The sequence below is a fragment of the Streptomyces sp. ME02-8801-2C genome, from assembly GCF_033793965.1.
Lineage (GTDB): Bacteria > Actinomycetota > Actinomycetes > Streptomycetales > Streptomycetaceae > Streptomyces.
This window is the reverse complement of sequence record NZ_JARAXP010000005.1, coordinates 352,003-378,351: the sequence shown is the minus strand read 5'-3', so window position 1 is coordinate 378,351 and position 26,349 is coordinate 352,003. Positions and strand designations below refer to the sequence as shown.

Annotated in this window: 26 protein-coding genes and 1 pseudogene; 17 read left to right on the top strand and 10 right to left on the bottom strand. The window is 69.6% G+C overall.

Annotated elements, in window-relative coordinates; all coding sequences use genetic code 11:
* From PV396_RS18960 to PV396_RS18945, 4 genes and pseudogenes are all read left to right on the top strand, one after another.
* Nucleotides 1–393: pseudogene (locus PV396_RS18960) on the top strand (transcriptional regulator); the annotation flags it as partial.
* A gap of 75 nt (nucleotides 394–468) precedes the next feature.
* Nucleotides 469–1,125: a sigma-70 family RNA polymerase sigma factor gene (locus PV396_RS18955; RefSeq protein ID WP_319205976.1), complete on the top strand. Its 657-nt coding sequence runs from the start codon at nucleotides 469–471 to the stop codon at nucleotides 1,123–1,125.
* The gene (locus PV396_RS18950) at nucleotides 1,122–1,787 is read left to right on the top strand and encodes a hypothetical protein (protein WP_319205975.1); all 666 of its coding nucleotides are present in this window, start codon (nucleotides 1,122–1,124) and stop codon (nucleotides 1,785–1,787) included. The genes PV396_RS18955 and PV396_RS18950 overlap by 4 nt, the downstream gene beginning before the upstream one ends.
* A gap of 65 nt (nucleotides 1,788–1,852) precedes the next feature.
* Nucleotides 1,853–3,400 (top strand): glycosyltransferase family 39 protein, encoded by a 1,548-nt coding sequence (locus PV396_RS18945; protein ID WP_416071431.1) that lies wholly within the window; start codon nucleotides 1,853–1,855, stop codon nucleotides 3,398–3,400.
* A 6-nt stretch (nucleotides 3,401–3,406) separates the two neighbouring features.
* On the opposite strand, the gene PV396_RS18940 is transcribed toward PV396_RS18945, so the two are convergent.
* On the bottom strand, nucleotides 3,407–4,045 hold the full coding sequence (locus PV396_RS18940) for a hypothetical protein (protein WP_319206356.1): 639 nt from the start codon (nucleotides 4,043–4,045) through the stop codon (nucleotides 3,407–3,409).
* 303 nt (nucleotides 4,046–4,348) lie between these two features.
* On the opposite strand from PV396_RS18940, the gene PV396_RS18935 reads away from it, so the two are divergent.
* The gene (locus tag PV396_RS18935; protein ID WP_319205973.1) at nucleotides 4,349–5,053 is read left to right on the top strand and encodes an ANTAR domain-containing protein; all 705 of its coding nucleotides are present in this window, start codon (nucleotides 4,349–4,351) and stop codon (nucleotides 5,051–5,053) included.
* Between the two features lie 213 nt (nucleotides 5,054–5,266).
* On the opposite strand, the gene PV396_RS18930 is transcribed toward PV396_RS18935, so the two are convergent.
* Complete coding sequence (locus tag PV396_RS18930) at nucleotides 5,267–6,244, bottom strand: hypothetical protein (protein WP_319205971.1); 978 nt, start codon at nucleotides 6,242–6,244, stop codon at nucleotides 5,267–5,269.
* Between the two features lie 265 nt (nucleotides 6,245–6,509).
* Between PV396_RS18930 and PV396_RS18925 the strand changes: the two genes are divergently transcribed.
* Nucleotides 6,510–7,484 (top strand): nucleoside hydrolase, encoded by a 975-nt coding sequence (locus PV396_RS18925; protein WP_319205969.1) that lies wholly within the window; start codon nucleotides 6,510–6,512, stop codon nucleotides 7,482–7,484.
* Between the two features lie 134 nt (nucleotides 7,485–7,618).
* On the opposite strand, the gene PV396_RS18920 is transcribed toward PV396_RS18925, so the two are convergent.
* Entirely contained in the window at nucleotides 7,619–8,581 is a 963-nt protein-coding gene (locus PV396_RS18920; protein ID WP_319205967.1) for an LAETG motif-containing sortase-dependent surface protein, read from the bottom strand.
* Nucleotides 8,582–8,914: 333 nt separating this feature from the next.
* On the opposite strand from PV396_RS18920, the gene PV396_RS18915 reads away from it, so the two are divergent.
* Nucleotides 8,915–10,612, top strand: a complete 1,698-nt coding sequence (locus tag PV396_RS18915) for a glycoside hydrolase family 13 protein (protein ID WP_319205964.1) — start codon at nucleotides 8,915–8,917, stop codon at nucleotides 10,610–10,612.
* 20 nt (nucleotides 10,613–10,632) lie between these two features.
* On the opposite strand, the gene PV396_RS18910 is transcribed toward PV396_RS18915, so the two are convergent.
* A complete protein-coding gene (locus PV396_RS18910) occupies nucleotides 10,633–12,264 on the bottom strand; it encodes a transposase (RefSeq protein WP_319205962.1) in 1,632 nt (543 codons plus the stop codon).
* Between the two features lie 191 nt (nucleotides 12,265–12,455).
* A complete protein-coding gene (locus tag PV396_RS18905) occupies nucleotides 12,456–13,202 on the bottom strand; it encodes a DUF4142 domain-containing protein (RefSeq protein ID WP_319205960.1) in 747 nt (248 codons plus the stop codon).
* Nucleotides 13,203–13,433: 231 nt separating this feature from the next.
* Between PV396_RS18905 and PV396_RS18900 the strand changes: the two genes are divergently transcribed.
* Complete coding sequence (locus PV396_RS18900) at nucleotides 13,434–14,645, top strand: helix-turn-helix transcriptional regulator (RefSeq protein ID WP_319206354.1); 1,212 nt, start codon at nucleotides 13,434–13,436, stop codon at nucleotides 14,643–14,645.
* Between the two features lie 104 nt (nucleotides 14,646–14,749).
* A complete protein-coding gene (locus PV396_RS18895; protein ID WP_319205958.1) occupies nucleotides 14,750–15,289 on the top strand; it encodes a hypothetical protein in 540 nt (179 codons plus the stop codon).
* A 729-nt stretch (nucleotides 15,290–16,018) separates the two neighbouring features.
* Here the strand turns inward: PV396_RS18895 and PV396_RS18890 are convergent.
* The 3 genes from PV396_RS18890 to PV396_RS45155 form a co-directional block, all read right to left on the bottom strand.
* Nucleotides 16,019–16,210, bottom strand: a complete 192-nt coding sequence (locus PV396_RS18890; RefSeq protein WP_319205956.1) for a hypothetical protein — start codon at nucleotides 16,208–16,210, stop codon at nucleotides 16,019–16,021.
* A gap of 9 nt (nucleotides 16,211–16,219) precedes the next feature.
* The gene (locus tag PV396_RS18885) at nucleotides 16,220–16,405 is read right to left on the bottom strand and encodes a hypothetical protein (RefSeq protein ID WP_319205954.1); all 186 of its coding nucleotides are present in this window, start codon (nucleotides 16,403–16,405) and stop codon (nucleotides 16,220–16,222) included.
* Between the two features lie 151 nt (nucleotides 16,406–16,556).
* Nucleotides 16,557–16,883 carry a transposase family protein gene (locus PV396_RS45155; protein ID WP_416071440.1) on the bottom strand — a complete coding sequence of 109 codons (327 nt, stop codon included), beginning with the start codon at nucleotides 16,881–16,883 and terminating at the stop codon, nucleotides 16,557–16,559.
* Nucleotides 16,884–17,466: 583 nt separating this feature from the next.
* Between PV396_RS45155 and PV396_RS18880 the strand changes: the two genes are divergently transcribed.
* From PV396_RS18880 to PV396_RS18870, 3 genes are all read left to right on the top strand, one after another.
* On the top strand, nucleotides 17,467–18,468 hold the full coding sequence (locus PV396_RS18880) for a S1 family peptidase (protein WP_319205952.1): 1,002 nt from the start codon (nucleotides 17,467–17,469) through the stop codon (nucleotides 18,466–18,468).
* A 400-nt stretch (nucleotides 18,469–18,868) separates the two neighbouring features.
* Nucleotides 18,869–19,570, top strand: a complete 702-nt coding sequence (locus PV396_RS18875; RefSeq protein ID WP_319205950.1) for a hypothetical protein — start codon at nucleotides 18,869–18,871, stop codon at nucleotides 19,568–19,570.
* A 221-nt stretch (nucleotides 19,571–19,791) separates the two neighbouring features.
* A complete protein-coding gene (locus PV396_RS18870) occupies nucleotides 19,792–20,187 on the top strand; it encodes a hypothetical protein (protein WP_319205948.1) in 396 nt (131 codons plus the stop codon).
* A 93-nt stretch (nucleotides 20,188–20,280) separates the two neighbouring features.
* On the opposite strand, the gene PV396_RS18865 is transcribed toward PV396_RS18870, so the two are convergent.
* Nucleotides 20,281–21,033: an ABC transporter permease gene (locus PV396_RS18865; RefSeq protein ID WP_319206352.1), complete on the bottom strand. Its 753-nt coding sequence runs from the start codon at nucleotides 21,031–21,033 to the stop codon at nucleotides 20,281–20,283.
* Between the two features lie 179 nt (nucleotides 21,034–21,212).
* Entirely contained in the window at nucleotides 21,213–22,124 is a 912-nt protein-coding gene (locus tag PV396_RS18860) for an ATP-binding cassette domain-containing protein (protein ID WP_319205946.1), read from the bottom strand.
* Between the two features lie 174 nt (nucleotides 22,125–22,298).
* On the opposite strand from PV396_RS18860, the gene PV396_RS18855 reads away from it, so the two are divergent.
* From PV396_RS18855 to PV396_RS18835, 5 genes are all read left to right on the top strand, one after another.
* Complete coding sequence (locus PV396_RS18855) at nucleotides 22,299–22,985, top strand: TetR/AcrR family transcriptional regulator C-terminal domain-containing protein (RefSeq protein ID WP_319205944.1); 687 nt, start codon at nucleotides 22,299–22,301, stop codon at nucleotides 22,983–22,985.
* Between the two features lie 70 nt (nucleotides 22,986–23,055).
* Nucleotides 23,056–23,250, top strand: a complete 195-nt coding sequence (locus PV396_RS18850; RefSeq protein WP_319205942.1) for a hypothetical protein — start codon at nucleotides 23,056–23,058, stop codon at nucleotides 23,248–23,250.
* On the top strand, nucleotides 23,247–23,852 hold the full coding sequence (locus PV396_RS18845; protein ID WP_319205940.1) for a GNAT family N-acetyltransferase: 606 nt from the start codon (nucleotides 23,247–23,249) through the stop codon (nucleotides 23,850–23,852). Before PV396_RS18850 ends, PV396_RS18845 begins: the two co-directional genes overlap by 4 nt.
* 361 nt (nucleotides 23,853–24,213) lie before the next feature.
* Nucleotides 24,214–24,417 carry a cold-shock protein gene (locus tag PV396_RS18840; RefSeq protein WP_006373337.1) on the top strand — a complete coding sequence of 68 codons (204 nt, stop codon included), beginning with the start codon at nucleotides 24,214–24,216 and terminating at the stop codon, nucleotides 24,415–24,417.
* Between the two features lie 293 nt (nucleotides 24,418–24,710).
* Nucleotides 24,711–26,315 carry a DEAD/DEAH box helicase gene (locus PV396_RS18835; RefSeq protein ID WP_319205938.1) on the top strand — a complete coding sequence of 535 codons (1,605 nt, stop codon included), beginning with the start codon at nucleotides 24,711–24,713 and terminating at the stop codon, nucleotides 26,313–26,315.
* Nucleotides 26,316–26,349 lie beyond the last annotated feature (34 nt).

Below are 26,349 nucleotides of genomic sequence, written 5' to 3'. Positions count from 1 at the left end.
GACCGGGCGGAGGAGCACTACGTACGTGCCCTCAGTGTCCTGGAGCGCGCGGGCGCCGCCGGCGACCTCGCCGACCTGTGCCGGCTGCTCGGCGACCTGTCCTCGGAACGCGGTGCCGTGCACTCGGCCGCCGCACACCGGCTGCTCGGCATCATCGCCGAGGACGCCCGCGACACGGACCGGGCGGAGGAGCACTACGTACGTGCCCTCAGTGTCCTGGAGCGCGCGGGCGCCGCCGGCGACCTCGCCGACCTGTGCCGGCTGCTCGGCGACCTGCTGCGCCGGACGGGCCGGGTGGAGGCCGCGCTCGACGCCTACCGGACGGGGCTGGGGCACCGCACGGCCCCCGGCACCACGACACTCGGCCCGGCACCCGCCCAGCCTCCTCTGTGATGACGGCGGACCCGAACTGAGCGTGGGTGGGTGAAAGGATTCCCACGGTGCCGGACAAGGCAGGTCGTGGAATCCATGACGGAAAAGAGGGCCGCCCGGGCCGCCCGGGATCAGCGGGCCCGCTTCGAGGCGCTGGCGCGCACAGTGACGGAGCCTCTGCACCGCTATCTGCTGCGGCGCGCGGAGCCGGACCAGGTCGACGACGTCCTCTCGGAGACGCTGCTGGTGTTGTGGCGCCGTGTCGACGACGTCCCCGGGCTGGACGCGGAGGACATCCCCGACCCCGACGCCGTACTGCCCTGGTGCTACGGCGTGGCCCGCGGCTGCCTCGCCAACGCCCGCCGCGCGGACCGACGCAGACGCTCCCTGCTGGAACGCCTGTCGACATGGCGGACGGAGTCCGGGCCGGCGGAGTCGACGGAGCAGGCGGACACCGACCACACCGCGCTGCACGAGGCGCTCGCCCAACTCCGGGCGCTGGACCGGGAGATCGTCCTGCTGTGGGCGTACGAGGAACTCACACCGAGCCGGATCGCCGAGGTGACCGGTCTGAGCGCGAACGCCGTGAGCATCCGGCTGCACCGGGCGAAGAAGAAGCTGGCGGCGCGACTGGAACGAAAGACCGCCGCACCCCCAGGACATGAGACGACCGAAGGAACCGAAAAAACCGAAGAAACCGAAGAAACCGAAAAAACTGCAGGAACCGAAGGAACCGGAAGGAGCAGTCGGTGAACGACGAAGAGCTGCTGGCCCACCTCAAGGCCACGGACCCGGCACTGACCTCGAAGGCTCCGCGACCTGACGTCCCCCGTCTCGTGGAGGCCACGATGAACACGACCACAGCCGGCACCACGCCGGTTCCGGCGACCGCCAAGGACAGGGCGCCGCGCCACCGCCTCGTACCGGCACTGGCGTTCACGGCGTTGCTGCTGACGGTGGGCGGTGGCATCACGTGGGGAGTGGCACAGGGCGGAGAGGACACGAAAGCGCAGGCCACCTCACCGGCGGCGACGACCACCCCGGGCGCTCACCCCCGGCCTCAGCCCAAGCCCCTGACACTGACCCTCCCGGACAGCGGCTCGATGGCGGCGAGTTGCGTGGTGCCCACCCCCGATCTCCTGCGCCGCCACCAACTCGCCTTCGAGGGCACGGTGATCGCCGAGCAGGAGGACCGGGTCACCCTCAGCGTCGACCACTGGTACCGCGCCACCACCGACCCCGCCGACCGCCCCACCGAGGTCCGCCTCACCAACGACGAGGCCTACGCGGAGGCCCCGGCATTCGAGATCGGCGGCCACTACCTGGTGACCGCCGAGAACGGCACCGTCCCGATGTGCGGCGGCACCACCGAGGCCACGGACGAGGCGAGGGCCATGTTCGAGGAGGCCTTCTAGCTTCTGCGGTCGCGCTGGGTTTTTTCGGTCGCGCGGGAGGGGCCGGGTTGCATATTTTCGTGATCATGACATCCCTACCAGGCCTGCCACATCGCCGACTTCACGTCTGGCCGAACTCGGTGACCCCGATGATCCCGGTGATGTGGACGGTCGGCCTCGGCCTGTGGGGACTGTCGAGGCAGGACAGTGTGTGGCGGGACGAGGCCGCGACCTGGCAGGTGGCCGAGCGTTCCACGGCGGAGATCTGCCACCTGCTGGGGAACGTGGACGTCGTGCACGGCTGCTACTACCTGCTGATGCACGGCCTCTTCGTGTGCTTCGGGGCCAGTACCACCACCCTCCGGCTGCCCTCGGTGCTGGCCATGGCGGTGGCGGCGGGCTGCGTGGCGGTGATCGGCCACCGGCTGGCGGACAGATGGGTGGGCCTCGCCGGCGGAATGGCGCTCGGGCTGCTCCCGGCCGTGCAGTTCTACCTACAGGAGGGCCGCCCGTACGCCCTGGTAGCAGCCGGGGCGGGGATCGCCACCTGGCTGCTGGTGCACCTCCTCGACGGGCGTGACAACCGTCCGGCGTACGGGACCTGGGCCGCCTACGGCGGCACCCTCCTGATGTGCGCTCTGCTGAACTGGCTCGCGCTGCTGATCCTTCCGGCGCACCTGGCGACTCTGCTCTGGACGCGAGCCGGACGCGGGGTGTGGACCCGCTGGGCGGTGACCTCCGCCGCCGCCACGGCGGGGGCGCTGCCGCTGATCCTCTTCAGCCGGGGCCAGTCCGAACAGGTGTCATGGATACCGCCGTTGACCTGGCACATGCTGATCGGCCCGGCGATCCTTCTCCTGATCGGGGGCGTCGGCGCCGTACTGGACCGTCCCCGGGCGGGCGGCCGACTGTCGATGACGGCCGTCGCGTTGCCGCTCCTCGCGGTGCCGCACCTCGGCCTTCTGGGCCTCTCCCTGATCCAGCCGCTGTTCCTGGACCGGTACATCCTCTTCAGCCTGCTCGGTCTGGCGCTGCTCATCGGCACGCTCATCGGCTCGGCGGTACGGGCCGCCCGGCCCCGACTGCCGCGAGCGTCGACGTGGATTCTCCCCACGGTGATCGTCATGGCGACGGCGGCCCTGCTGCCCCAGTCACTGGCCAAACGGTCCCCGGAAAGCCGGGTGGACGACGTCCTGGCGATCACGTCGGACATACGACGCCTGAAGGAGCCCGGCAACGCGGTGCTCTTCATCCCGGCGGCCCGCAGGGACACCCAGTCCGTCTCCCCCGACGCCTTCACCGGCCTGCGCGACATCGCCCTGGCCAGAACCCCGAAGAAGTCCGGCACCCTGAAGGGCGTGGAGGCGACCCCGACCCGCATACGCACAGCGATGCTCACCCACCAACGAATCCTGCTGGTGACGGACGCCCCCGGGGCGGCGAAACCCCCGACAGCAGCCCGCGACAGAACAAAGCTCGCCGTCCTGAAGAAGTACTTCACAGCGACAGCCGACGAACAGGTCCGAGGCCGCCGGCTCACGGTGTACGAACGGCGGCCGGCGTCGGCGCCACACACCGAGGCACCCGACTTGGCAGGCGGGCGCCGTGATGGTCGTACGGGGGAAGGCCGTTGAGGTGGTTCAGCTCTTCTTCGTGCCGCTGCGGTACGTAGAGATGCCCAGGGCCAGCAGCCAGTAGCTGAGGAGCGCGCCCATCGAGGCCGTCGTGCCCCAGCCGTTCGCCGCGTAGAAGTGGGCCGGGGTGTTGCCGAAGAACAGGGACGGTACGAAGGCCAGGTTGACGCCCGCGAGGACATAGGCCGAGCGGGTCGTCCAGCGGGGGAGGAGGTTCGTGCGGGCTATCGCGCGGCCGGTCGCCGCCAGGAAGAGGGCGAGCAGGACGCGGCTGATCGAGCCGTAGAGGATGTACGTGCCGTTCACCTCGATCGTCGGGTCGATCGAGTGGTCGGTGGCGATCACCGCGCCCGCCTCCAGGCCCATGGAGACCAGGGTGATCGTCGCGTAGACGAGGCCCGTCGAGTAGGCGAGCGAGGCGGCACACTCGTATGCCGGGTTCACCCGCTTCACCAGCTCCCGGAAGCTCGTCACGAAGACGATCAGGAAGGCGAGCGCGAAGATCCCGACCAGGAGCCGGGCCAGGACGTTCGAGTCCGGGGGTGGGCCCGAGTAGACGAAGTACAGGGGCACTTCGACGATCAGGGCGACCGCGGTGGCGATTCCCGCGACGCCGGTCAGTCGGCGGGCGGTCGTCTCGCTCATGCCGGTCGTCTCGCTCATGACGGTCGGGTGGGCCGAGGCGGTGGCGTTGTCCGGGGTGGTCGTGCGCTGCGTGTTCGTCGTTTCGTTGGTCATATGAGGGATCGTGCCGGGCGCGGCGTTCTTCGTCCCTGGGCCTGAGTGGCCGATGTGGGGGTGGTGTCAGGTACACCCGCCCCCTGCGCCTACGCCGCCGTACGGCACGGAGAGTGTCGGGTTGGCTGCTGTGTGTGCATGCGTGAACGGGGTGTTGTGGGTACTCGGACATCCGGAGAAGCCGGGCCTCAAGGGGGTCCGAGGGAGGCGATGACCGTGCGCTTCGGCGACCGGCCGGGCGACAAGCGGATGGTTGAGGTGATCGCCGAGCGGGTGCGGGGCACCCGGCCCGGTGAGATTCCCGCACGGCTCTGTGATGTCGCCGTCGAGCTGTTGCCGGTGATCGGGGCGAGCGTGTCGCTGCGCGCCCGCGGTGTTCCCATCCGGCTGTCCTCGACCGACGACCGCGCCGCCCAACTCGCCGAGATCCAGACGACCTTGGGGGACGGGCCCTGCCAGTCCGCCGGCGCCTCGGGCACTCCGGTCCTCGCGTCCGACCTCACGTCCGGCCTGGACGCGCGCCGCTGGCCCGTCTTCGCCCAGGAGGCGACGGCGGTGGGCATCCGGGCGGTGTACGCGTTGCCGCTCGGCACCGACCGGGTGTGCGTGGGCACGCTGGACCTCTACCGCGACACCGTCGGCCGGCTGACACCCGGCGAGCTGTACACGGCCGGATGCGTGGCGAGGGCCATGACGGTGTCGCTGACGGACCTGTCCAGGAGAGCCAGGCTCGGGGGACTGGTCGCGGATCACGACGAGATCAACCAGGCCACCGGGATGATCATGGCCCAGCTCGGTGTCGGCGCGAACGAGGCCCTCGCCCGCCTGCGCGCCCACGCCTTCGCCCAGGGCCGCACGGTGCTGGCGGCGGCACGGGAACTGGTGGTGCGCCGGAGGCGGCTCGACCGGGGATAGGGCCTGTCGGGGCGTGCTAGAATTGATCTTGAGCTGGTCGCCACAACTCGGGGCGCCTGGTTACGCGTTGGTGGTCCAAGGAAAGACGCCCCGCTTCCTGCGGGGAAATGCAGGTGCAAGGCCTGCCCGGCGCTCGATGGATACATGGGGCCCGTCCGTACGTCGGACGGGCCCCGTTCGTTTGCCCCCTCCGGTGGAAGGTGGGCGTCAGCGTCAGTACGAGTCCTCGTCCTGGTACTCGTCCTGCCCCTGATCCTGTTCCTGGTCCTGCGCCTGCTCCCAGTCCTGCTGTTGAGGTTGCTGCTGCGGCTGAGGCCGCGCCGGCTTCCGGGCCGGGCTCGGACTCGCCGTCGGGCTCTGGCTCGCGTCCCGTACCGGGGTCTGCGGCGGGGCCGCCGGATCCGCTCTGGTCTGCTTCAGGCGTTCGGCGCCCACCTGGACCGCGTGGACCGTGTAGTCGGTGCGGGGCTCCTTCAGACCGCCGTTGGTGAGGACGATCGCGTCGTCGCCGACCCGTACCGCGGCGAGGTCCAGGGTGAGCGTCGCCCGGGCGCCGTCCAGCTTGCCCCGCGTCGACAGCCGCAGACCCTGCCTGGCGTCCCCCGCCGCGGGCAGCCCCACCTCCTTCACCCGCACCTCCTGTTTGGTGCCGCCCGGCCCGACCGCCGTGAACCGGGCGCACTTCTTCGGCATCGTCTTCAGCCAGGCGAGCTGCTTGTCCACGTCGGCGCGGTGGCCGGCGCTGACCTGGTAGTGGAGCTGGCCGCCCTCGTCGTAGTCGTCGAAACCGGCGACGGCTCGGGCGCCGGACGGTTCGCCCAGCAGCTCCTCCGTGTACACGGCGTCGAGGAGGCGTCCGCAGTCGGCGTCGTCCGCCTTCGCCTTGAGCAGCGCGTCCCGCCAGAGCGCGGCGCCCTCGGTGGGGGCCCACGGCGCCCCGAGGTCGTCGCCGGTGAGGAGCGCGCCCCGGGCCTGGGCGTCGGTGAGGGCGGTCGGGGCGGCGGAGGCCCGCTGCGCGGCGGGCGCGGCCGATGCGGTGGGGGAGGCGGCGGACCCGTCCGGCCGGCGTTGCGAGGAGTTCCCGGTGCCGCCGTTCCCGCCGTGCACGCACGCGGCCGTCGTCAGCAGGGTGACCGTCCCGAGGGCCGAGGCCAGCAGCCGTACCGCGCGGGGAGAGGGCCGACGGGTCATCAAGGGGTTCCTCCAGAGGTGCCGGTACGTCAGATCTCTCCTCCGACGGCACCATCGGCCGCGCGATCCCACCAGCGGACCGGGCCCGTACGGGTGAGCGGGGCCGGTGGTCGGGTGAGAGGGAGGCCGTGGGACTCTGTGCGGCCCCGGAAAAGGAGCCCTCACCGTGACGACCGCGAAGTCCACTGCCAAGTCCGCTACGGAGTCCACTGCGGAAACCAGTACCCAAGTCCAACCCAACTCGCCTGTCCCTGAAGGGAGTTCGGTGAGCGACCCGATCCCCGTGATCATCGACTGCGACACCGGCGTCGACGATGCCCTGGCCCTGCTGTTCGCCGTACGCCACCCGGGAATCGACCTCCGCGCGGTCACCTGTGTCGCCGGGAACACGGACGTCGACCAGGTCGTACGCAACACCCTCACCGTCCTCGACCAGGCCGGCGCCCCCGATCTGCCCGTCGCGCGCGGCGCCGAGCGACCGCTGATCGAACCCGCGCGGCCCGCCACCCATGTGCACGGCCGGGACGGCCTGGGCGACCTCGGCCTGCCCGCGCCCACCACCCGCACGCCCGTCGACGTGGACGCCGTGACCCTGCTGCGCCGCGAGATACTCGGCTCGCCCCGCCCGGTCACTCTCATACCGATGGCGCCGCTCACCAACATCGCCCTGCTGCTGCGTACGCACCCCGAGGTGACCCGCAACATCGAGCGGATCGTCTTCATGGGCGGCGCGGTGGAGGTCGGGAACGCCACGCCCGTCGCCGAGTTCAACGTGTGGCACGACCCGGAGGCCGCAGCGGTCCTGCTCACCGCCGGGGTGCCGATCACGATGTACGGCCTGGACGTCTTCCGGCGTGTCATCGTGCCGACGGCGGACGTACGGAGACTGCGGACGAGCGCGGAACCCGGTGCGCGTCTCGCCGGCGAGCTTCTCGCCCACCGCGATCCGGCCGTCACCGGGGACCCCACCCCCACCGGCGGGCTCGGCGACGCGGGCGCCGTCTGCGCGGTCGCCGACCCGGCGGGACTGACCACCAGCCTGCTGCCGGTCGAGGTCTCCCTCGCCCCCGGCCCGACCCGGGGTCAGACGGTCGTCGACCGCCGACCGCGCCCCGGCGAGTCCGAGATCCACCATGGCGCGCGGGCCCAGCCCCTGGTGGACGTGGCGTTGGACGTCGACGTGGAGCGGTATGTGCGGCTGTACCTCGGGGCGGTCGAGGAGCGGCGGCAGAGCGTCTGAAACGGGAACCGCCCCGGTGCCGCTCACAGGGAGCGCCACCGGGGCGGAGGAACCTTACGGACCTACAGGATCTACAGAACCTACGGGACCCACGGGATCCACGGGATCCAATAGGACCTACATCCGTACGTGGATCACGAACCGGCGCGAGCGGCCTTGCGTCGCTTCGTCGCCACCACGATCGCCGCGCCGCCGATCAGCAGTGCTGCGGCGCCGCCCGCGATCGGGCCGGTGGCGCTGCCGCCGCCGGTCTCGGCCAGCGGCGGCAGGCTGCTGTCCGGGCTCACCGGCGCGGTGGGCGGGGTCGACTCCGGGGTCGACTCGGAGGGCGTCGGCGTCGGGGTCGAGGTCGACGGCGTCTCGGAGGCGGGCGGGGTCGTCTCCGACACGGGCTCGGAGGGAGTCGGCGTACCCGGGGTCTCCTCGGCCGGCGGAGGCGGCGTCGCGGACGGGGTGCCCGGGGTCTCCTCGGCCGGCGGCGGCGTGGTCGTGCAGTCCTTCGTACCGCCGTTCCAGGCGGCGATCAGCTTGTCCTTGATGACGGGGCGGTCCGGGCCCTTGGGCACGTCGCCGTGCTCGAAGCCGTCGTTGGCGTCGAGGTCGCCGTCGAACTTGACCTTGCCGCGGTAGAGGTCGATCTGCGCGAAGCAGCCCGCGTCCGGCACCGCGATGTCGAGCGAGTCGGTCTGACCCTGCATGACCGTGACGGTGTCGAAGTCGACGAAGACCTGCTCGCCCGAGGTGGCGAAGGTGGCGCCGTGGGCGAGGTAGGAGGCGAGGGAGGCGGTGCAGGTGCTGGCGTCACCGGCGGTGCGGACCTGGATGTGCACCTTGCCGTCGTCGGTGGGCTTGAGGTTCTGGTCGTCGACGCGGACCGAGTCGAAGAAGTTCTTCCCGTCGAGGGAGAACTGGCAGCGATCGGTCTCGGTCTTGGTGCCCGCGCCGGCGCCGGGCTTGTAGCCGCCGGTCTTGGAGCCCCAGCCGTCACCGCCGGGCCCGGTGGCCCAGGCACCCGAGGCGGAGGCCGCGCAGAGCGCGAGCGTGGCCGCGCCCGTCCCCAGCAGGTGCAGTGCGGTGACACGACTCAGTATGGACATGCGGATCCCATCTTCGCGTGTGCGAGAACCCGGGTACGGCGGGAGGGCAACGCGTTGCTGCCGGGCCGTGCCGGGGGAGTGTTTGTCGAAGGAACGCTGGGCCCATCTGGTCATATGCGCCACGGCGTTCGGACATCGTGAATCGTGCGGGACCAGGGTGTCAACCTGGGGAAACGCAAAGGGGGTTCGCGGATCGGCGCAATTCCCCCACAGGAGGAAGGGTGTGTTCCGGGGGCGCAGACGTTCACTTTCCCGGCCAAGTGGACAGAGCAACGTGGAACGACCACAGCGCCCGACAGGACATCGCGGGCGCCGACAGTCAGGAGACAACGAGTGCCCGAACCGACTCCGGACCTTTCCTCCCCGGACCCCGATTGGTGGCGTCAGGCGGTCTTCTACCAGGTGTACCCGCGCAGTTTCGCCGACGCCGACGGCGACGGACTGGGTGACCTGAAGGGCATCACCCAGCGCCTGACGCATCTGAGCACCCTGGGCGTGGACGCCCTGTGGCTCTCCCCCTTCTACCCGTCCGAGCTCGCCGACGGCGGCTACGACGTCGCCGACCACCGTGACGTCGATCCTCGCCTGGGCACCCTCGACGACTTCGACGCCATGGTCTCCGAGGCCCACCGCCTCGGCCTCAAGGTCATGGTCGACATCGTCCCCAACCACACCTCGCGCCGGCATGTGTGGTTCGAGGAGGCGCTGCGTTCGGCGCCCGGTTCCCCGGCCCGCGACCGCTATGTATTCCGCGACGGACGCGGTGAGCACGGCGAACTGCCGCCCACGGACTGGCAGTCGGTGTTCGGCGGCAGCGCCTGGCAGCGGGTCTCCGACGGCCGGGGGCCGCACGACCAGGGGCCGGACGGCCAGTGGTATCTGCACCTCTTCACGCCCGAACAGCCCGACCTCAACTGGGCCAACGAGGAGATCCGCGCCGACTTCCGCACCACGCTTCGCTTCTGGTCCGACCGGGGCGTGGACGGCTTCCGTGTCGACGTGGCCCACGCCCTGGCGAAGGACCTCGACGTGCCGCTGCGCGACCTCGGCGCCCCGGAACTGAGCGGTGAGCAGGCCCTCGCCGCCCTCCCGCCGGGCACCCACCCCTTCTTCGACCGCGACGAGGTCCACGAGATCTACCGCGACTGGCGCAAGATCCTCGACGCCTACACCCCGCCCCGGATGGCGGTCGCCGAGGCCTGGGTCCCGGGCGCCCGCCGCGCCCTGTACGCCCGCCCGGACGAACTCGGCCAGGCCTTCAACTTCGAGTATCTGCAGGCGGGTTGGGACGCGGAGGAACTCCGCCAGGTCATCACCGACTCCCTCGCCACGGCCCGCTCGGCGGGCGCCTCGGCGACCTGGGTCCTCTCCAACCACGACGTCGTACGCCACACCTCCCGCCTGGCGCTCCCCCCGGGCACCGACCTGAACGCCTGGCTCCTGTCCGACGGCACCGCTCCGCCGGTCGACGAGGCGGCGGGCCTGCGCCGGGCCCGCGCGGCGACGCTGCTGATGCTGGCGCTGCCGGGTTCGTCGTACGTCTACCAGGGCGAGGAACTCGGCCTCCCCGAGGTGGCCGACCTGCCGGCCTCGGCGCTCCAGGACCCGATCTGGGAACAGACGGCCCACACCGGCAAGGGCCGCGACGGCTGCCGGGTGCCCCTGCCGTGGACGACGAGCGGCCCGTCGTACGGCTTCGGCGCGGGCGGGGCGTGGCTGCCGCAGCCGGCCACCTTCGCGTCGTACGCCGTCGACGCACAGGACGGGGCCGAGGGCTCGACCCTGGAGCTCTACCGCACGGCCCTCGCCCTGCGCCGCCGACTGCTGGACGGCGAGGACCTGACCTGGGCGGCGGAATCCGCCCCGGGCGTGCTCGACCTCACGCGCACCGACAGCTGGCGATGCGTGACGAACCTGTCGGCCACCCCCGTCGAACTGCCGCCAGGCAACGTCCTGTTGACCAGCGCCCCGCTGACGCCGGACGGCCGGCTGGGCCCGGACACCACGGCCTGGCTCGAGAACCGCCTGTAGACGGCGGGGACTCACCGTTCCTAGGGACTGAGCGGGAGTGAGGCCTGTTGCCAGGTCTCGTGCTCGGCCGAACGCCCCGGACGGTGTTGGGCGTTCTGGTTGCCCGCGTTCGCTCCGCGTCCGGGCGGCACGGATCGTGTCCGTGGTCCGGGGATGCGGGGGCGGGTTCCCTCACGCCCAGGTACAACCGGTCCGGCCTGGACGGTCCGATGCCCCGCACGATCACTCCGGTCGTGTGGGGGCGGTGCCGTCCGTCGCCGGATCGGATATCCCTGGGCGCGCCTTCCGATCGCCATAGCAGCAGCATCATGGCGAGTCGTCTTACGAGTGGTACTGGTGAGGGGTTTTTGCCAGTGCTGCCCGCCCCACTTCGAGGTGTAGGCCGGATCGACAGCGATGATGGCGATGCCTGTTTGGTCGGCCATCGAGGCCAGCCGGGCGCGGAGTTTCCCGGTGGGCATTCCGGAGATCAGTTGGCGGAAGCGTTTGCGGCGGCCGTGCTTCTCCCGGGTCTTCTCGGCAGCGAAGTCCAGGTCCTCGACTGCGATGGCTTTGACGCCGCACGATTGTGCCCAGTGCAGGAGGCGGGTCAGGGCGTGACGGACCTGCGCGTCACGATGCTCGGCGGTACCGGTCAGGTCGTAGGAGAAGCGGCGCGGGGTGCCGGTGGGGTTGCCGTGGGTGTCCAGGTGCCAGGCGGCGAGGTGGTCTGCGTTCGTGTCGACGCCGATCACGCCGTGGGCGAGCGCCGCTTCGATCGGGATGCTCGGGGTGGGCGAGATCTGCCAGGACGCGGTCATGTACCAGCGTTCCCGGCCGGTATCGAGGTGGATGCGGTAGGCGATGGCCCGGTTGGCCACGACACGATCCGCCCACTCCTGCCCCCGGTGGGCGAACATGATCCGGCTGGCCAGGACGTACCGGCCGTGCGCGGCGTTGGCGAGATACGCGAGCGGCGTAGGGAGCTTGATGCTGACCTCGCCGTCGGGGCTGACGCGGATCGTCTCGTTGCCGTATCGCTTGCCGGACTCGCCGTCCGCTTGACAGAACCAGCGCTCCGCCTCCCAACGCCCACGCCACGCCGACTCCGTGAGCTGAGCGGCCTCCAGGTGATGCCGGGTACGGGCCAGCCGTTTGCCGCCCCGCACGACGTGCACCACACCGGCCTCGCGGTCGGCCCGCGCGGCAGTCAGCCGGTCCTGGAGTACGCGCAGCCGCCGGGACTTCGCATGCCATTCCCGCCGGGACCGGTAACCCCCGGGCGCCCTCTTCGTCCCCTTCTGCCCGACTGGCAGCGCCAGCCGGGCTTCGATGGCGCGGATACCCGCTTCCAGGTTGTGGAGGTGCGCCAGCTGGCAGCGGCGGGCCAGCGCCCACTGATCATGCGTGGCCTTGGTGATCGACCCGGCCCACCGCGACGACGAGGCAGGTGTCAGTTCCCGCTTCCGCACAGCCCACGCCTCACCTGAATGCTCCAGGCCGTCCCGGCAGCGCGTCTTGAGATCCCGCGAAGCCAACGACCCCAGATGCGCGCCGACCAGTCGCAGCACCTTCTCATCGCTGGGTGTCAGTTGCTTGAGGCGGGTCCGGACGGCCACACCGGACGGACCCGACACGACGAACGGCGCCGCGATGCTCCTCAGCTCACCCACCCCGCCACTCCCACCCGAAGATCCCGTCACGGTGGGAAACGAGCACCACCCGGAAAGGTCACGCATTCGATGCAAGAACGTCAGTTCTCCACTGAAATCGGCCCCACGAGCGAGACGAGCAACACGACCGAGACCAGCAGCACTCACTCCCGCTCACCAGAACGCCTTTGAACGCACTCCAGCGGCAGCAGCTACCCCGCCGTGGGAGCGGTCGGGGTCGGGGCCGGAGCGGCGCCGAAGACCGGCGGCGGCGGGGTGAGGACGACGGTCGGGGCGCCCGGCTGCGGGACGGGCGGGGTGACGTCCGAGGCGGGCAGCTTCGGCGGGGTCGTCTCCTGGAAGAGCACGGTGTCGAAATTGACGAGTCCGGTCTTCTCCATGACCGTGATGTGGTCGAGGACGGTGGTGTTGGCCTGGTCGGCGAGGGCGCGGACCAGCGTGTTCTTGGTGGTCGACCGGATCTTGGCGACGGTGTTGAAGATCGAGCCGTGGGTGATGCGCAGGATGTTCGCGAAGTCGCTGTCGAACTGGTTGCCCCTGCTGTCCGCGGTGAGGGTGGAGATGAACCCCTGCTGCTGCGGACTGGGCAGGTTGGGAATGGTGATCCCGAGCCTGGGCGCGATGCTCCGCACGGTCGCGTCGAGCGCCGCGTGCCCGGCGACCAGATGCTGTCCGGCGGTGATGACGGCCGGCGAGGTCCCCTTCGCTATGGCCATCTGCCCGACCGGGTACTCCCAGAGCCCGGCTGCCCGCACCTTCACCACGAAGTCGCGGTCGGCCTCCGTCAACGGCCCGGCGGAGGTCTGCGCGACGATCCGGGTGGGCGAACTGGACACGTTCTGGACACCGAGCATGGCCGGATAGGCGAGCGCGGCCAGCGTCAGGCCCAGCGCGCCACCCACGAAGAGGGTGCCGGTCGAGCTCCGGGAGAAACGCACCTTGCCTCCTGATGCGACGGGGAGTCGTCGGGGAGAGATACGGATACGGGTGATGGCCGGAACCTTTCGTCTCCTTAAGGCCTCCGTAAAAGGTGCACCATGAACGCGGGTGTTGCGGGTGGGGTCGAACTGCCCTTGATTGCCGGCTGTTCCGTTCACCCAGGGTTCCTCGGCGGCAGGCCCTACCATCGAAGTGAAGCCACTGAGCCTGAGCTACCCACCGAGGTGATCGTGAGCAACTGGGCCGACCTTACGAACGGTAAGCGCATCAAGCACCTGCGGGGTTCCGATCTGACGCAGCAGGAGCTCGCCGACGCGGCGGGTGTCTCGCTGGCTCTGGTGCAGAAGGCCGAGCAGGATCGTGGAGAGCTGTCAGTGGGTTCGCTGCTCAAGCTGGCGAGCGCGCTCAAGACAGACGTCGCGGTGATCCTTGGTCAGCAGGCTCCGCGCCGAGGCATGAACCGGGACGATCGCGCGGCACTGCGCCACCTGTCAGACGCCGTACACGAGAGCGCGCTCGGCGAGTGGGACGGCATCGATGATCCGAGCACGCTCGACGAGTTGACCGAGGCACGCGACCTTGCATGGGCCGCGTACTGGGCCAGCGATACGGCGAAGGTGAGCAGTCTCGCCGCGAAGGTCCTCATGGAAGGGCAGGTTCGCTACGGCAGCGCCACAGGCGGTGAGCGCGCGCGCCTTGCGTTGGTCCTTGCGAGCACCTACCGGGTCGCGGCATCATGCGCGACCGGCTTCGGGCAGCGCGACCTCGCGTTGAGCGCGCTCACGTCCGCGAAACTCCTTGCCAAGGAGGCCGGCGATCCGGTGATGTCGGCGCTGCTCGAATCCACGCTGTCCTGGATCTACCTGCGCGGTGCCAAGACGCCCCGGGCCGTGGCCGTGGCCGAGCGTGCGGCGATGGCGATCGAACCCTCGTTCAGCAGGGCGCCCCGCTCCGAACTGGTCGCGTACGGACGCCTGATGATCTCCGCAGCCGTCGCGGCATCGCGGAGCGAGGACGAGCGCGCGGCGGACGACTTCATCTCACAGGCGCACGCCGCTGCGGCCAGGCTCGGCCGCGAGGAGAAACTGTACGGAACCAGCTTTGGCCCAACAGCGACGAAAACAGAGGCGGTTGGGATCCATGTCGCGCTCAAGAACTACGGGCGGGCGCTCAAGCTGGCCAATCAGCCCGACATGCGCACGCTACCCAAGAGCATGTCGAAGGTGGCCCGCAATCGCTACAAACTCGACGTAGCCCTCGCCCAATGCGCGACCGGCCTGCACGACCAGGCCGGGGACACCCTGATCGAGGTCGGTCTCGATGCTCCCGAGTGGGTCAAGCATCAGGCATTGCCCGGAGTCATCGGCAAGCGCCTCGCGAAGGTGTCCACGGCGCGCGTGCGAAACATCAGCGAGCTGATCGGCGTCCCCCTCATCGCGTAAGTCTTTACAACTCATACGGAGCGTACGAGTTGGTGGCCTACAACCTTGCCGAGTCGTACGCTTCGTCACTTCACTATGTGTGACTGCTCCGACACGATTGATGAATGGTCAGTATCGAGAGCGGGGACCGACAGGGGCCGACCACGGCCCGTCGAACCGAGGGGGACCTGGCACGGCGCCGGGCACTGGCGGACGCGGCGTCGGGCGTCCTTCCGGGCGAGGCCGAGGTGGCGGCCGGGGCCGCGCGGATACAGCGCTTCCGCTGTGTGATCTATCTGTGCGGTGCCCCCAACGCCGACATCGGAGCGCCCCGTAAGGAGTGCACCGAATACGCGGAAGCATTCGGGTGGGAGATCACGAGCGTGATCGAGGACCGCGTGGGGCTGTTGCCACCCGACGGCCGCGAGGGGTTGGTACGGGCCATCGACAGCGTCAAGGGCGGTGAGGCCGGCGCGGTGCTCACGGCTTGGCGCTCGATGATCTCGCCGGTACCGCAGGAGTACGACCAGATCGCGGGCGAGATTGAGAAGGCGGGCGGTTTCCTGCACGTCAAGGATTCGGAGCGGGCGATGCCGCCGGGTTTAGGGCGGACCGCGAGCCCTGAGCCGAAGGCCGCCGACAACTGCGCCGGAGGGGCCCGGTGAACGAGTCTGGCGATGGTATGAGCCGTCCGCCCGTCCCCGCTCCGGGCTGTGCGACATGTACGGGTCTCGCCCGGTGGCGTGAGGCGGCGCGGGCGCGGTTCGACCACAGCGCGGAGACTGACGCCAACGTCTTGATGCGTCAGCACCAGGGAAGGGAACACCTGGAGACATCGCGAAAGACCCGCCGGGTGTTCCGGTACGTGCCGTTCACGATCGTGCAGGACGCCACCGCGGAACCGGAGTACGCGACGCGGTGCGTCTCGGGGGACGAGGCCGAGTGCGGTGCCGAGTCGGGTGCGCGGAGCCACCCTGCGGACGTCGAGGAGTGGCAGCGTAAGCACACGCAGGACACCCGTCATACCCGCTACCGCCGGACTTTCGCGGACTACGCGGTGATGGAACCCCCGGACGGGATTGTGGCCGGTCTTCCGGTCGGTCCGGAACCGGTGTTGGCCTCCAGCGGTGCACAGGGCCTTCCCATGCCGCGACAGTGCGAACGTCCCAGGCGTGTGCATCAAACTTATGAGGAATGACGTGATGCAGGAGCGTATTGCGGCTGTGCTGACCCGGGTTCTGCGTCCGCTGACGCTGCTGTTTTTCTGCCTGCTCCTTCCCGCGTCCGGCAGACGGCGCGAGTACTCGGCAACGCCGTCAGCAATGAACCCAGTGAGTGGTCGTGGACGCGGCGGGCGATCTCGGTGGCGTCAGCCTGTTCCGCGGTCAGGTTGGTCACCCCGTAGACGCGTTCGAGGGTGACCTTGCCGGTGGTGAGGATCCGTCGGCCGCGACGATCTGGACGGCCTGCACCGCGTGGGGGAACGCGATCCCGGTGATGGCGGCGGCTTTGATCCGGCGGATCTCGTCGCGGTCGTGCGCGGTGGCCCGGGTCTTGTCCAGGAGTGGGATCTCTCGCCGTGGCAAGGCCTTCAGTCACCGGTGCAAAGTGGGCTGGTTGCCCTTGATCAGCACGATGTAGTGGGCGTGCTTGTCCTCGACGAGGAAGCGTGCGTGGGCGGTCTGCGAGTGGAGGGCGTCGAAGGTGACCACCGTTTCGCGCAGGTCGAGCGGAGTGAACAGGGGCTGGAAGACGGTGATCGCGTTGGTCTTGCCGTCCACCCCGCGCTGCGCAGTGACCCGCCGGTGCCCGTCATCGCGGCGAGCAGGTGGAGTTGGGTGCGTCGGTGTGTCGGTGTGTCGGTGTGTCGGTGTGTCGGTGCGTCGGTGCGTCGGGCGCCGCGCACGGTCTTGCCGTCCACCGTGAGGGAGGTCAGGAGCCGGTCGCTGTCGTTCCCCTCCTGGCTGGCGGCGCGTTCGCGTCCGGCGAGCCAGCTTCCGAGGGCCGTGTCCAGCGCGTCGCCGTCGATGCGCTGGAGGTTACGGCGCACGGTGGCCTCGGCCGCGACGGTGGGGCCGTGGTCCGGCTCCCGGCATGGCCAGGACCTGCGGCGGAGCATCGGGCGGCCCACTCCGCGATCGCGGCCAGTGACTTCGCTCCGGCCAGCACCGCGCACGCGGCCAGGCCCAGGACGAAGGCGAGCGGATGGCGTCGGCCCCGGTCCCGGCGGGGATTGGGCACCTGAGCCAGACAGGTCAACAAGCTGGGGAGGTCATCGGGGGCGGTGGGTGCGGCGTCGGCGAGTTAACCCAGAGGGCCCGGCATGAGCGAGGATGAACGGGCAGGCACGGTCTTCCGTCGTGGTGATCAAGGACTCGACACCTCATGATCACCGGGAGCCGTGCCTGCCTTCGCGTCGGCCCCCGGCGACCACCCCACGGTCCTGCCTCGGCACCTGAATCCGCATCAACCCGGCCACGCCGCCTGAACGACGCCGCCCTGCCTTCGGGGCGTCTTGGCCTCGCCGTCCGTAGGTGGCGAGGCCAAGACGCTCTTCCATGGGCCTTTTCCGGCTCGCAGCCCACGGATTTGAGCCAACTGTGACCAGCAATCGGAATATTCACGTCCAATTCATTCTTTGGCCACCTGTTGGCACGAGTCTCCCCCGAGCGCGTCGATCACAGGGAAACACAGCCCAACTTCGACAAGCACGGGGGTATGGATGCGAAGGCGTCATCACGCGTACCGAGGGGCAGTAGCGGCGGTGGTCTGCGGGATTCTCGCGCTGACCACAGTTACCACTGCCCAAGCAGCGCCGGCACCGCTAACCGATCCGGAAAAGGTGGCAGCGATCGCCGATCAACTGGGCGACAAGCGCACAGCCGGCATCTACTATCAGGACGAACGACTCGTTGTCGCCGTTACCGATCAAGCCGCGGCAGAAACCGTGCAAAGCGCTGGGGTGGCGGCGGAGGTCGTCCCGCACAGCGCGGCCGAGCTCAGCTCCGCCAAGGCGGAACTGGATCAACTGGCGGGAATACCCAACACTTCCTGGAGTGTCGACCAGAGCAGCAACCGGGTGAACGTGAAGATCTACGACGGCGTTTCCGAAGCCGACAGATCTCGAATCGAGGAGGCCGTTTCCGAATTTAGGGACGCTGTCGACATAACCGAACACTCCGGCCAGATCGAATCGACCGCCTACGCCATGCGCGGCGGCCTCGGCATGGAGTCGGATTTCACATCAGGTGGGACAAACTGGACCAAAATTTGCACAGCTGGATTCAATGTGCAGAATTCCAGCGGCAAGAAGTACATGCTTACCGCAGGTCATTGCATGGAGGACGGCGCTGTCACCTGGCGCCGTAGGAGCGGAGCCGTTCCCCTCGGAAGAGCCATTAGCTGGGCCTACGGCAACGACACGAACCAGTCCGATTACGGATTGGTGGAGTACAGCAACAGCGACGTCGTGCCGTACGGAACAATCCAGTACAAGGACGGCTCAGAAGGACAGATCTCGAGTTCCGCCTCTGCGTTCGAGGGGGAGAAGGTGAAGCGCGTAGGAACCATGAGCCAGGACCTCGTGGGCATGGTGCTGGCGACGGACGCGACGGTCACCTACACCGACGGCACCACGCTGAAGCACATGATCGAGGCGAGCAACTGCACTGTGCATGGCGACAGCGGAGGGCCTCTCTTCAGCGCTGAGACGGCTCTGGGCATCAATTCGGGCGGCAGTTACGCCGACCAGCCATGTGGGGATTCCGACAGCCAAGTGGACCGTTCCAGCTTCTACGAGCCGGTATACAAGGTGCTCTCCTGGGAGGGCATGAAGGTCTACTAGGCCACGGACGGCCTCTCGCTGCCTGCGGCTCTGCAGCACCAACGCGGATGCAGCAGGCGGCGAGAGGCCGTAAGTGAACCAGGATGCGCCCCTGTGCGTCGAAGGTGTGGGAGTGGGTCAGCGCTGGGCGCTGAAGAGTTCCCGTGCATTTGTCCGTAGCTAACCCTCGTCGACCACCGCAGAGGACTCCATGAATTTGCAACTGAAGCGCTCCGTCAGTCTGCTGTTGGTATCACTCCTGAGCACGAGCCTCCTCGCTGGGTGTGCCAATGACCAGCGCACAGACGATGGCCATTCGAACGATCAGTCGCTGCGCATGCAGGAAAAGCGCGCCCGTCAAGTAGCCGATGCCTGGAGGGCATCTGAGGCCGCCGCTGCCTGGGCGCAAGGCTATTACCCGATGGCCGACGTCGTGCAGGAGCCGGAATCCGGCTGGCACAGTAAGGCAGACGAGCGGGCCTACGAAACAAAGAACTTTGTCCTGGGAGGCGATCTGCCCAGCACTGCCCCCGCCCTCGGGAAGGTGGACTGGGGAAACGGGAAAGATCTCAGCCGCCCACTGATCGGGGTGCAGAAGGCATACCAGTCGTTCGCCCTCAACCGCAGTGCCGGACCCCGGCTGACGGTGACTGGGGCCCGGCTCGGTACAACGACCATCGTGACAAGCCGCGGAAACGCGACCGCTCCCGCGTGGCTGTTCACGCTGGAGAGCTACGACACCCCCCTCAAGCGGGTCGCCGTAATTCCCTCAAAGCTTCCCAAGCCGCCGATCGGACAAGCCCGAGAAGGGGCCGCTGACGGTCTCAGGAGCATCGCCCGGCTGGTCGGGACGGCGGCAGGTGGTCGCTCCATAACTGTGAAGGCCACTCACGGATCCTGCGACGACGGCCCCATCACAAAAGCGCTGGAGACGGATGAAAGCGTAGTACTCTACGCCTCCATCAAGGAGGCCGAAAGTGGCCCATGCCCCGCCGACATGACCGAACAGAGCGTGAAGGTCGAACTGTCGCAGCCGCTCGGTGACCGCCTCCTCTTGGACGCCCTCACCGGTCGGCCAGTGCCGTTCGGAGACCCCAAAGGGATGGCACCGAGCTGGACGTAAGCGCAAGATCTACGTCCTCGCCAACAACACCCGCGCGAAGGGGCGAAAGCGTGAATTCACAGACGTGGAGCACACTTAGCCCGCACAAGCGTCTCGTCCCGGCATTGAGGCTGCCGGGAGCGCATCCCGGGCAACCGGGCCGATCACGCCGGGCGGGACGGCGGGGCTACTGCGGGTCCGACTCACCCGGGGCGGCTGCCCTATGGCGGGAGCGCCGGCGGATGACGTCGGGCCGCTGGTGGGATGCGGCGACCGGGATGAAGAACAGCCCGATCGCGCCGAGCCCGGTCACTGCGGCGCTCAACAGGCCCACCGACACCGACGGTTCGCTGACCAAGGCCACCCCGCAGAACACCGAGAAGGCGGCGACGAACATCAGCGACGCGGCGATCCACGGCTCCTGCGGCGAAGAACTGGTGCGGGCCACCGCGCTCAGCCATCACGTCGCCACGCCGACCGTGACCAACAGACCAGCCCCCGCCACGATGCGCAACGCACCGCGTGCCCCCGCCATCCCCTACCCCCTAATTACAAACACGGGTGACGGGTACAGCCGTACGCACGGGCCAACGAATCCCGGCCCTCCGACGGCAGTGGGGACAGTGCGCGCACGCTGACGGCAACGGGCCGGTCGAGGTGACCAGCCCGCTGCCGTCGGAGTTGATGTCGGGCGGTATGCCGCCTCCCACATACCGCCTCCCGTATACCGGCTACCGCCGTACACCCCGCCGGAAGGCCGACCGCGCCCACAGGTACCCCGCCGCGCCCAGGCCGACGCACCAGGCCAGTGCGAGCCACGCGTCGTTGCCGATCTCCGTGCCGAGGAGCAGGCCGCGCAGGGTCTCGTTGATCGGAGTGAAGGGCTGGTACTCGGCGAACCAGCGCAGCGCCGTCGGCATCGAGTCGGGGGTGACGACCGCGCTGCCGAGGAAGGGCAGGAAGGTCAGCGGCGTCGGCGCGTTGCTCGCGGCCTCGACGGTCTTGGCGCGCAGGCCCATCGCGGCCGACAGCCAGCTGAGCCCGAAGGCGAGCAGCAGCATCAGCCCGAGCGCGGCGGCCCACTCGACGGGCGTCGCGTTCGGCCGGAAACCGACCGCCAGCGCGATACCGGTGATCAGCACCAGGATGATCAGTACCTGGACCATGTTGCCGAGCACATGCCCGGTGAGTACGGAGGACCGGGAGATGGACATCGTCCGGAAGCGGTTGACGATGCCCTCGGTCATGTCGCTGCACACGGACACCGCCACCGAGATCGTGCCCGAGGTGACCGCCATCAGGATGATCCCGGGGACCACGTAGTTGGTGTAGTCGCCCCGGCCGCCGGCACCGATCCCGTCCCCGATCGCCCCGCCGAACACGTACACGAACAGCAGCAGCATCAGCACGGGCATCGCGACGATCCCGATGGTCATGGACGGATAGCGCCGCATGCGGGTGAGGTTGCGCCGCAGCATGGTCATCGAGTCGCGGAGGGCGTACGAGCGGGCGGGGGCGGCGGCCTTGTTCCGGGGGCTCTGGGGGCGGGCCTGGTGCTGGGTGACGGTGCTCATGGCGAGGTTCTCCGTTTTCTGTACGCGGATACGGGGATACGCGGATACGTGGCTGCGCGGGCGCCGGCCGGGTGAGGTTTCGGCTGTCGTCAGGTGAGCGCGAGGAACACGTCGTCGAGGTCGGGTGTGTGCACGGTGAGGGCCTCGGCGTGGAGGCGGGAGGCGTCCAGCCGGTCGAGCACGGCACGCAGGCCGGGCAGCTCGCCGTCGCTGGGAATCCGCAGCGCGAGCTCGTCGGCCTCGCGGCTGCCCGTCTCGAACACCCGCGCGGCGGCGTCGAGTTGGAGCTCGTCGGCGAACCGGATCCGGATGTGGCCGCCCGGGACGCGGCGCTTCAGCTCCGCCGCCGTCCCCTCGGCGACGAGCTGCCCGCCGCTGAGCACGGCGATCCGGTCGGCGAGCTGGTCGGCCTCCTCCAGGTACTGCGTGGTGAGGAAGACCGTGACGCCCGCGTCGGTGACGAGGCCCCGGATGATCTCCCACATGGTGCGCCTGCTGCGCGGGTCGAGCCCGGTCGTCGGCTCGTCGAGGAAGATGATCCGCGGATCGCCGACCAGCGTCATCGCGAGGTCCAGCTTGCGCCGCATACCGCCGGAGAACGTGGCGGTGGGCTTGCGCGCGGCCTCGGTGAGGTCGAAGCGCTCGAGCAGCTCGGCCGCGCGCCCGCGCCCCTCCCTCCTGTCCAGGTGATGCAGGTCGGCCATGAGCAGCAGGTTCTCCTCGGCGTTCAGCAGCCCGTCGACGGCGGCGAACTGCCCGGTGACCCCGATGGCCCGCCGTACGTCGTCGGCCCGCGTCCCCAGGTCGTACCCGGCGACCAGCGCCTCGCCGCCGTCCGCGTCGATCAGCGTGGACAGGATCTGGACGGTGGTGGTCTTGCCGGCCCCGTTCGGCCCGAGCAGCGCGAACACCGACCCTTCGGCGATCTCCAGGTCGACCCCGTCGAGGACGACCTTCTCCCCGTACGACTTCCGCAGACCGGTTGCCGAGATGGCGGCCATGAGTCTCTCCTCTTCCCGTCGGCTGACTTTTACGCTGTGCAACTGCTTCGACTCGCACACCGTAAAAGAGAACTTGTACGGCGTGCAAGTGGGTCGCCGAAAAAACTTTTACGGCGTGCAAGGCGCAGCTGGTGGCCGTTGTACGGCGTGCAAGTGGCGGGCTAGGCTGCGGGCATGGCACGCGAGACCCTGACCCGAGAACAGATCGTGCGAGCCGCGATCGAACTGCTGGACGCCGAAGGCATCGAGGGCCTGAGCATGCGCAAGCTCGGCCAGCGGCTGGGCTCGGCGGCGACGGCCATGTACTGGCACGTCGGCAACAAGGAGAACCTCGTCGTCCTCGCGGCGGACGAGGCCTGGAGCGAGATCGCCGAGCCCGACCTGGCCGCGATCGGCTGGCGCGCGGCGGCCCGGCAACTGGTCCACGACACGTACGCGCTCTCGCGCCGCCACCCGTGGCTGATCCCGGCCGTCGGCCAGTACTTCGTCTACGGCCACGGCATGGCACGCATGCAGGATCTGTCGTACGCCGTGTACGAGGCGGCCGGCTTCACCGGCTGGGACCTCGACTGGGCCGTCAACACCGCCTACACGTTCGTCTCGGGCGCGGCCCTGGACGACGCGACCACGGCGGCGATGGAACGGGCCCGGATCCGCCCGGGGCGTGGAGCGGAGGGGGAGCCGGAGGAGGACGTCGTCGCCTGGGCGACGGGCATCGCCTCGCAGTACCCGCGGCTGAGGGCCCGCCTGGAGGCACAGGCCGGGGGCGATCCGGCGGCGCTCACCCGGGAGAAGTTCGAGTTCGGGGTGGAGGCGATCCTGGACGGCCTGGAGGCACGGCTCGGGCGCCGGATGTCATGAACTGACAGGATGACGCGCGAGGAAGAGCGACAAGAGCAACAAGAGCAACAAGAGCCAAGGGGGGTAGGGCGTGGAGATACTCGTCCTGGTCGGCATTCTCGTGCTGGTCGTCGGAGGGTGCGTCTGTGTCGTGTGGGCGTCGCGGGGCGGACCGCTCTGGGTGCGCGGGGTGGCCCGGCTGACGCTGGCGGCGGGCGAGGCGGTACGCAAGTCGTCCCGTTCCAGCGGCCGTTCGGGCGACCAGGACTCGGGCGACGACTCGTGACGGCAGCCGGCGCCGCCGCCTTCCCGGTCACCCTCGACGTGCCCGCGACCCCGACCGGCCCCGCCCTCCGCCTCCGCCCGTGGCGTCCGTCCGACGTCGCCGCACTGGTCGAGGCGTGCAAGGACCCCGAACTGCGCCGATGGACGAGCCATTCCTCCATCGGCGACGACGAGGACGGGCTGCGCTGGATACGGAGTCAGCGGCAGAGCTGGGAGGCCGGCGACCGGTTCTGCTTCGCGGTCATCGAGGCGCAACCCGGTTGTGAACAGGGCGAGTTGATGGGACAGGTCGTCCTCAAGGACGTCGCCCCCGGCAAGGCGTCGGCCGAGGTGGGCTACTGGACGGCGGCCCGCGCACGGGGTCGGGGAGTCGCCCCGCGCGCCCTGGAGGCCCTGACGAACTGGGCCTTCGCCCCGTCCGGCTCTCCCGGCGCCGGCGGCCTGCGAAGGCTCGAACTCCTGCACCAGGAGGACAACTTGGCCTCGTGTCGCGTGGCGCACAAGAGCGGGTACGCACTCGACCGCGTCCTGCCCGCTTCGCCGCCCGAGTTCCCCCGGGACGGCCATGTGCATGTACGGCGCAAGGGTGAGGGCATTGCCTGAGAGCCGACCGGTGTCGGACATCCGGGGCTCCGGACGTGTTTGCCGTCGGACATCCCGCGGGTTTCCTCGAAGATCGGGACGCTACGGTGGGGCCCCGGTCGAGGAGCCCGATGGGCGCCGCTACGCTGGGCTCCCGCGCGGACGCCCCGAGGGCAGTGGACCCCGGTGAGCTGCGAAGACTATTCCCGCCTGACGTGTGACATTGCCGCACGTCCCCATGGGCGGGTTCTGTGCTAGCGTGGTTTTCAGTTGCAGTTGTGGTTCCCAAAGATTTCCGGTGTGAATTCCGGCGGGGCAATCATTGCGGCGACGCGGGGTCCGCACGGTGCGGGCCCCCGAGCATGCCCCAAGGAGATTTGACATGGCCACCGGTACCGTGAAGTGGTTCAACGCGGAAAAGGGCTTCGGCTTCATCGAGCAGGACGGCGGCGGCGCCGACGTCTTCGCCCACTACTCGAACATCGCCACCCAGGGCTTCCGTGAGCTCCACGAGGGCCAGAAGGTGACGTTCGACGTCACGCAGGGCCAGAAGGGCCCGCAGGCGGAGAACATCCTCCCCGCCTGATCCGCGTGAACCTGGCGATCCACTAGTGGGTCGACAACACACGTGATTGTGGCCGGGGCCCGCACCTAGGGGTGTGGGCCCCGGCTCACGGTTTTTTCGGGACGGTTCAGTACCGGACACCGGTCGCCGTCCCTGATTCTTGGGGTCACCCCCTCTTCGGGTCATCCCCTTCACCGCTCGTTTCCTTCCGGCCCGTCCCCACGGCCTCCTTGTCCTGTGTGCCGCCACTGTCGCGGCGGACGCTGAGCGCTGCCGTGCACTGTGTCGACGTGCCGCATTGAGGAAGGTTCTGCATGAACCGGTCGTTCACCGACCTGGGCCTGCCGCCCTCGCTGCTGGCCTCCCTCACCGCCGAGGGCATCACCGTCCCCTTCCCGATCCAGGCGGCCACGCTGCCGGACACCCTCGCGGGCCACGACGTCATGGGCCGCGGCCAGACCGGCTCGGGCAAGACCCTGGCCTTCGGCCTGGCCATGCTGGCCCGCATCGCCGGACAGCGCGCCGAAGCGGGACGCCCGCTGGCCCTGGTCCTCGTGCCGACCCGTGAGCTCGCCCAGCAGGTCGTCGACGCGCTCACCCCGCACGCCCGCGCCATGAACCTGCGGATGACGACGATCGTCGGCGGGCTGCCCATCGCGCGGCAGGCCCGTGCGCTGGGCGCCGGCACCGAGGTCGTCATCGCGACGCCCGGCCGGCTCCGCGACCTCGTCGACCGCGGCGACTGCCGCCTCGACCGCGTCACCGTCACCGTCCTCGACGAAGCCGACCAGATGGTCGACATGGGCTTCCTGCCGCAGGTCACCCATCTGCTCGACCAGGTGCCGCGCAGGGGCCAGCGCATGCTGTTCTCCGCCACCCTCGACGCGGACGTCGGCCGGCTCGCCCGCCGCTATCTGCACCAGCCCCTGGTGCACGAGACCGACCCGCACGCCGGTGCCGTCACGACGATGGAGCACCACGTGCTCTACGTCGACGACGTCGACAAGAAGACGGTCGCCACCGAGATCGCCGCCCGCGACGGGCGCGTGCTCATGTTCATGGACACCCGGCGCAGCGTCGACCGTCTCACCAAGCACCTGCTGAAGAGCGGCGTCCGCGCGGCAGCCCTGCACGGCGGCCGTTCCCAGCCCCAACGCACGCGCACACTCGCCCAGTTCAAGACCGGCGAGGTCACCGTGCTGGTCGCCTCCGACGTCGCCGCCCGTGGCATCCACATCGACGACCTCGACCTGGTCGTCAACGTCGACCCGCCCGGCGGCGCCAAGGACTACCTCCACCGCGGCGGCCGTACGGCACGTGCGGGAGCCTCCGGCAGTGTGGTCACGCTGGTGCTGCCCGAGCAGCGGCGCGAGATGCGCAGCCTGACCCGGGCGGCGGGCGTCGACCCCAACACGGCCAAGGTGTCCCCCGGGGCCGCCGAACTGACCCGTATCACCGGTGCGCGTACTCCGTCGGGCATACCGGTGGTCATCCCGGTCCCGGCACCGACTCCGCCGGCAGCCCCGAAGGCCGAGGGCTCGCGGGGGCGGTCCAGGTCCTCGCGGGGCCGGTCCGGTTCTGGATCAGGATCGGGATCGGGATCGCGATCGGGTTCCGCTTCCGGTTCTTCCTCTGCTTCCCGTTCTGGTTCCGCTTCCGGTTCGGGTTCTGGGGGCGGGGCTGGTTCGCGTTCTCGTCGGGGGGCCGTCGAAGGCGGTACGGCCGCCGCGCGTACGCCTGGTGGTGGCAACGCCAAGAAGGCGTCCCGTCCTACCGGGGGCGGTGCCAAGCCGCCGCGGGTGTCGGGCGCCAACCCGTCCCCCCGTACGGAGCAGGACTCCGCCGGCGAGCCACGCGGCCGTCGGCGCCGGGCGCCCCGGAACAGGCGCCCGGGCTCCGACGCACGTCAAGCCGGCTGAGCCCCACTGCGGCTCCAGCCCCCAGCGCCACTCG